This window comes from Burkholderia sp. E168m23 (genome assembly GCF_016586125.1).
GTDB lineage: Bacteria > Pseudomonadota > Gammaproteobacteria > Burkholderiales > Burkholderiaceae > Burkholderia > Burkholderia orbicola.
In genome coordinates this window covers 1-4,705 of sequence record NZ_BCPP01000569.1, presented here as the reverse complement: position 1 = coordinate 4,705, position 4,705 = coordinate 1, and the positions used below count along the sequence as shown (strand labels likewise).

Genomic DNA, 4,705 nt, shown 5'->3' with positions numbered 1-4,705 from the left:
TCGGCGGCGCGCACTTCGAATACCGGAAGGCTTCGCCGGAAATCCTCGCGAAGGTCGGTCGGATCAACGCGGTGGCCGCGCGCCACGGCGTGCCGGTCAAGGCTGCCGCGCTGCAGTTCGTGCTCGCGCATCCGGCGGCCGCCGCGGTGATTCCGGGCGCGAGCCGTCCGGAGCGGATCGCGGAAGATGCCGCGGCGCTGGCGTTCGATATTCCCGCCGATTTCTGGCGGGAGATGCGCGAGCAGCGGCTCGTCGCGGCCGATGCGCCGTTGCCGATCGATCGCCTGACGGCGGAAAGCCGCTGACGACGTGACGAGGCCCGCTTGCACGGGCCTCGTCGTTTCGAGAAGGGGAAGGTCAGTCGCTCGAGCGTCAGCCGTGCGCGCGTGGCCGATAGTCGATCAGGCTGGAGAACACCGCGATCAGCACGGCCATCGCGACGAAGAACAGCAGCGCGAGGAAGTACGAGCCCGACCACTGGACGATCACGCCGATCAGGATCGGCACCACGACGCCGACCATGCTGCCGCAAAAATTCATCGTGCCGCCGAGTACGCCGGCGCGCGCCGGACCGCCGACGATCGCCGGCAGGCTCCAGTACATCCCGCAGAAGCGGATGAAGAACATCGCGATGCTCAGCAGCAGCACGACCGCGTTTGCGTTCGCGATATAGGCCGCCGCGAGAATGCACGCAGCCGCGATCAGCGACGAGCCGCTGAACATCGTGCGCATCACCAGGTTCGGCGAGGCGCCCGACGCCTTCCAGCGATCGCCGATGGTGCCGCCGATCAGTTCGCCGACGAAGCCCGACATGAAGATGATGAAGGTCGCGCCGCCCGTCGTCGCGATGTTGAAGCCGTAGGTCTTGTGCAGGTAGCTCGGCATCCACGTCAGCAGCCCGTAGAACACTGCGAGGATGCAGCTGTAGCCGGCGAACATCGCGAGCACCGAGCGGTCCTTCACCAGCTCGCGCAGCGGCACGCGTTCGCCGGTGGCTTGCGTCGGCGCATTCGCGCGCGTGATGTGTTCGAGCTCGGCCGCATTCACGCCCGGATGCTCGGACGGATGGTTGCGGATGTAGCGCCACACGAGCACGCCCACCAGCATCGTGCCGATGCCCGCGATCACGAACGCGATGCGCCACGACCCGAACCAGGCGATCAGCCCGGAAATCAGGATCGCGCCGAGCGCGCTGCCGAGCGGCGCGCCGCCGTCGACGAGCACTGCGCCGCGGCCGCGTTCGTGCGGCGTGAGCCACGTGCCGATCAGCTTCGCGCCGGCGGGGAACACCGGTGATTCGGAGAAGCCGAGGCCCATGCGCGTGAGCATCAGCAGGATCCAGTTGTGCGACGCCGCGCCGAGCGCCTGGAACGCGCCCCACGCGAGCGTCGCGGTCGCGATGATGCCGCGCGTGTGATAGCGGTCGAGCATCACGCCGACCGGAATCTGCATCAGCGCGTACGACCAGAAGAACGCGCTCAGCATCAGGCCTTCGAGTGCCGGCGACAGGTTGAATTCCGGCGCGATCAGCGGCATCGCGACCGACAGCGACGCGCGGTCGATGTAGTTGATCGCGACCAGCAGCAGCATGAGCAGGAAGATGCGCCAGCGGACGTTGGTCGGCCGTGCCGACGCGTCGAGCGACGCGGGCGCCGCGGCCGGGACGGCGGGGGAATTCGAGGGGGGCATGCGTGTCTCCGTCGTTATGGTTGCAGGGGCGATGACATCGTCCCGTGCAGCGACTGTAGGGGCACGGCCGCGTCTTGCCTAATGACGCTTCGTGATCGCGTGATAACCAAACGGCGCGGCGCGCGCGGGGAATAAGCGGGCGTTATCGGGCGATCCGGTTTTTTCATTACCGGCGGCAATCGGCCGCTTGTAGTGTTCGGTGCGGAGACTTCACACGGAGAAAGCACCATGAACCCATTCCAATATTTCTTTCCCACCACGCTGAAATTCGGTAACGGCCTCGCCCGGCAGGCCGGCGACCTGCTGAAGCCGCTGTTCAGCGGCAAGCTGCTGGTCGTGACCGACGAAGGCCTGATCAAGAGCGGCGTGCTCGAAGGGTTCTTCGCGTCGCTGCGCGACGCGGACGTCGCCTACGAAATCTTCTCGGGCGTCGAGGCGAACCCGAGCACGGCCGTGCTCGACAACGCGCTGACGTTCCTGAAGGAACATCGCTGCACGGCCGTGATCGGCGTGGGCGGCGGCAGCAGCATCGACACCGCGAAGGGCGTGGCCGCGATGGCCACCAACGGCGGCACGATTCTCGACTACGAGGGCTACAACAAGATTCCGGACGAACCGCTGCCGATCTTCGCGATCCCGACCACGTCGGGCACCGGTAGCGAATGCACGGCGTCGACGGTGTTCACGAACCAGAAAACGCTGTTCAAGACCGTGATCGTCAGCCACAAGCTGTTCCCGAAGCTCGCGATCCTCGATGCGGAACTCACGCTGAAGCTGCCGGCCGCGATCACCGCGGCTACCGGCATGGATGCGCTCACGCATGCGATCGAGTCGTACGTCTCGAAGCAGGCGAACCCGGTGAGCCAGTCGCTCGCGCTGGGTGCGATCCGCCTGATCGGGCGCAGCCTGCGCAGCGCGTACTACGTCGGCTCCGATCTCGCGGCGCGCGAGGACATGCTGCTCGGCTCGTTCCTGGCCGGCGTCGCGTTTTCACAATCGAAGCTCGGCAACGTGCACGCGATCTCGCACACGATGGGCGGCGTGTTCAACATCGCGCACGGCATCGCGAACGCGGCGCTGCTGCCGTACGTGATCGACTTCAACCGGCCGGCCTGCCCGGCGCTGTACCGCGACATCGCGGAAGCGCTCGGCGGCGACGTGACCGGCGTCGATGCGGAAACGGCCGCGCGCGCACTGGTGGAGCAGATCGTCGAGCTCAATCGCGCGCTCGCGATTCCGTCGAACATCCGCGAGCTCGGCGTCGATCTCGCGCACCTGCCGCAGATGGTGGCCGACTCGATGCGCAGCGGCAACGTGCTGGTCAACCCGCGGCTGACGACCGCGCGCGACGTCGAAGACATCATCCGCGCCGCGTACGGCGGCGATCGCTGATCGCGCGCATCCCGCACGGAACCCGCTTACCCGATTCGATTCAACCAGGAGCAGTCATGTATTACGAAATGCGGACCTACACGGTCCAGATCGGCAAGATGAACGAATACCTGCGGCACTTCGAGAAGGAAGGGCTGCCGGTGATCTCCCGCTATGCGACGCTCGTCGGCTGGTGGTACACGGAAATCGGCGAACTGAACCAGGTCGTCCATATCTGGGCATACGAAAGCCTGGACGATCGCATCAAGCGCCGTACCGCGTTGTACGAGGATCCGGACTGGCTCGAGAAGTTCGTGCCGAAGGCGTTCCCGATGCTCGAGAAGATGGAGTCGAAGCTGCTGCGGCCGGCCGCGTTCTCGCCGATCAGGTAAGCAGGGGACTCTGCAGCGTTTCGACGAGCAGCCGCGCGCCGGGCGACAGGTGCGCGAAGGTACGGGCGACGACGCCGTACGGCTCGTCGAGCGCCGCAATCGCGACGGGCAGGCACGCAACCAGGCCGAAGCGCTCGCCGAACTCGGCGACCTCGCGCGGGATCACGGCCACCAGCTCGGGGTTCTCCTGCAGCAGCGTGAGCGTCGCGAACGTCGACGCGGTTTCGATCGGATAGCGCGGCACCTCGATGCCCGCATCTGCCAGTGCGCGTTCGAGCGCGAGCCGCATCGGCGTGTTGACCGGATACGCGACCCATTCCGCATCGGTGAGATCGCGCAGCGTCAGCGCGTCGCGCCCGGCCAGCGCATGCGTGCGCGCGGTCACGACCGCGAGCGGTTCGGATTTCAGCGGCACGTAGTCGTACGCTTCCGGGCGGCGGCTGTTGCCGTTGCGGCAGATCGCGAGGTCGATGCGGCCGTCGTCGATCAGCGCGAGCAGGCTCGCGCTGGTGCCTTCGACGATTTCGACCGACAGGTTCGGCTGACGCCGGCGCAGGTCGGTCAGTGCGCGCGTGAGCAGCGGCACCGCGCCCATGATCACGCCGACCGCGAGATGGCCGCCATGCCCCTGCGTGAGCGCGAGCACTTCGGTATGCAGGTGTTCGAGATCGCTGTAGATGAGGCGCGCGTAGCGCGTGACGCAGCGGCCGAGATCGTTCGCGACGAGGCCTTTCGGCTGCCGCTCGAACAGCGGCATGCCGAGGATGTCCTCGATCTCGCGCAGCACCTTGGTGGCGCCGGGCTGCGAGATCGCGATCTCTTCGGCGGCCTTGTGCAGCGAGCCGTGGTTTTCGAGCGCGATCAGCAGTTTGAGCTGCTTGAGGCGAAGGCGCGAGGCGATATTGGCGAGGGAGGGAACGGCCAGCGGCTTCATGGCAACGACCAAACCGAAAGCGCGCATTATAGCCCGTCCGGCGCGTAAACGATCGTGAGGATCACCAAGAAACAGTGGGTTTTCCGGCCATCGGAACACCCGCGCTGCCGTCAGTTCCCGTACATGTCGAAGTCGAAATATTTCGCCTGGATCGTGTTGTAGGTGCCGTCGCCGCGAATCTGCGCGATGGCGCGATTCAGCGCATCGCGCAGGTCGGTGTCGGCCTTGCGCACGCCGGCCGCATCGCCGTTGCCCATGATCTTCGCGTCGTACACCACGCCGCCCGCGAACGAGAAGCCCTTGCCGCGCGGCGTCGCGA

Annotated in this window: 6 protein-coding genes; 3 read left to right on the top strand and 3 right to left on the bottom strand. The window is 66.5% G+C overall.

The genetic code is table 11. The features are described 5' to 3' along the window. The coding region (locus tag JMF90_RS24865) for an aldo/keto reductase (protein ID WP_201325547.1) at positions 1-305 on the top strand (305 nt) is incomplete at its 5' end. Positions 306-372: 67 nt separating this feature from the next. Here JMF90_RS24865 and JMF90_RS24860 read toward each other — a convergent pair. After that, a complete protein-coding gene (locus JMF90_RS24860) occupies positions 373-1,689 on the bottom strand; it encodes an MFS transporter (protein ID WP_054928560.1) in 1,317 nt (438 codons plus the stop codon). Positions 1,690-1,917: 228 nt separating this feature from the next. Between JMF90_RS24860 and JMF90_RS24855 the strand changes: the two genes are divergently transcribed. Both JMF90_RS24855 and JMF90_RS24850 read left to right on the top strand, forming a co-directional pair. Beyond that, on the top strand, positions 1,918-3,081 hold the full coding sequence (locus JMF90_RS24855; protein WP_054928561.1) for an iron-containing alcohol dehydrogenase: 1,164 nt from the start codon (positions 1,918-1,920) through the stop codon (positions 3,079-3,081). A gap of 56 nt (positions 3,082-3,137) precedes the next feature. Then, the gene (locus tag JMF90_RS24850) at positions 3,138-3,452 is read left to right on the top strand and encodes an NIPSNAP family protein (RefSeq protein ID WP_006497967.1); all 315 of its coding nucleotides are present in this window, start codon (positions 3,138-3,140) and stop codon (positions 3,450-3,452) included. Here JMF90_RS24850 and JMF90_RS24845 read toward each other — a convergent pair. Next, complete coding sequence (locus JMF90_RS24845; RefSeq protein WP_054928562.1) at positions 3,445-4,386, bottom strand: LysR family transcriptional regulator; 942 nt, start codon at positions 4,384-4,386, stop codon at positions 3,445-3,447. The genes JMF90_RS24850 and JMF90_RS24845 overlap by 8 nt on opposite strands. A gap of 110 nt (positions 4,387-4,496) precedes the next feature. Next, positions 4,497-4,705: transporter substrate-binding domain-containing protein (locus JMF90_RS24840; protein ID WP_201325546.1), on the bottom strand; the 209-nt coding region annotated here is incomplete at its 5' end.